This is a genomic window from Psychrobacter sp. FME5 (genome assembly GCF_014861375.1).
Taxonomy (GTDB): domain Bacteria; phylum Pseudomonadota; class Gammaproteobacteria; order Pseudomonadales; family Moraxellaceae; genus Psychrobacter.
In genome coordinates, this window is sequence record NZ_RRYX01000232.1 from 1 (window position 1) to 1,227 (window position 1,227).

Below are 1,227 nucleotides of genomic sequence, written 5' to 3' on the forward strand. Positions count from 1 at the left end.
ACGCTACTTTAACAAAAACCTCTTATCAGGTGTCCTAAATTAGTTGACCACTACACCTAAACCAGACAATATTAAAAAATCTAACTCATCAAGCTTGTACTTACTAGCAATAAATTTTGCAACTTTCTCTTGGCTAAGCGGTCCAGATAGCGTCTTCTTAATAGCATCTATGCCTACTTTTTTCTCGCGCTGGCATGCACGATCAAAAATTCCACGCTCCTCTAATATAGATATAAGAACTTCAAATATATTTAAGTGCTCAAATTTGTACTTACGATTTTCTAGCTTTTTCGTTATTGACTCTAAATTTTCACGAACCAGTATTTCATGCTTAGCTGGGTAGTCAAAAACCCAAAACCCGATTTCATTACCCAGGCCATCATTCTTTAGAAATTTAGGACTTTCAATCCTATCAAATATCAAATCTAATCGACGTTGTAATGCCTTCATACAGTACACTCCATAACCTCTATCAAATCGCCTCTATTGAGGCGTAGAAGCCACTCTTTTACTTCTGGCAGTAGATATACAGGATATATCTCGCGTTTACGACTATCGCTTAGATAATCACTATCAACTAATATTTTTATTACATTACTACCCAATTTTTTTATAGTTGATTCTGAGTATCTAAGCAAATCTGGATACTTTAAAACCTGTGTATCAATGAACTCACTCCAGGCATCGCGGGGTAAGTTTGGTTTATAAGTTCTTTTTGCCTCTGCTAGACTTAATCTCATAAAGTCTTCAACTATTGGAGAGTTGATCATTACAGCAACCAATAACAGTTGAATATAAGCTCTATCTGTCGCAGTCAACAACGACTGCATGAACTCATCACCCAATCCCTCAATTCGCTTTCGGATTGCTCTCATATAACGGCTAGAGGTTTTATCAGACTTCTTCTGTAGAATATTTTGCTCTACTATCAAAGATCTCAACTCATCTTCAGGTAACTTTTTAAGAAGAGACTCTGCGATAATTCTTGTTTCTGTAATCAGTAGACTACCTCCAATCAGGTCGCCCAGATAGTCTTGCATATCTACTGCACGCTTAGCATTATCAGTCATTTTATTAACTGCCTCCAATAAGATCAGTAAATTTTGTAATCATATCAAAATAAGGTGCTGCTCTGTCATATGTTTTAAATATGTGACAAGCATTTAATAGTACGGTGGTGTTCTAAAAAGTATGCTGGCATCAGACATAGCCATAATTGACATAGAA

Annotated in this window: 2 protein-coding genes; both read right to left on the reverse strand. The window is 36.0% G+C overall.

What is annotated here, in order from left to right; all coding sequences use genetic code 11:
- Positions 1-39 precede the first annotated feature (39 nt).
- Positions 40-450 (reverse strand): BREX protein BrxB domain-containing protein, encoded by a 411-nt coding sequence (locus EI161_RS14415; RefSeq protein WP_192529962.1) that lies wholly within the window; start codon positions 448-450, stop codon positions 40-42.
- A complete protein-coding gene (locus EI161_RS14420; RefSeq protein ID WP_192529965.1) occupies positions 447-1,070 on the reverse strand; it encodes a DUF1819 family protein in 624 nt (207 codons plus the stop codon). The genes EI161_RS14415 and EI161_RS14420 overlap by 4 nt, the downstream gene beginning before the upstream one ends.
- Between the last annotated feature and the right edge of the window lie 157 nt (positions 1,071-1,227).

Coding starts and splice junctions, on each gene's coding strand:
- EI161_RS14420 (WP_192529965.1), bottom strand. CDS start 1,070: ATGACTGATAATGCTAAGCGTGCAGTAGATATGCAAGACTATCTGGGC.
- EI161_RS14415 (WP_192529962.1), bottom strand. CDS start 450: ATGAAGGCATTACAACGTCGATTAGATTTGATATTTGATAGGATTGAA.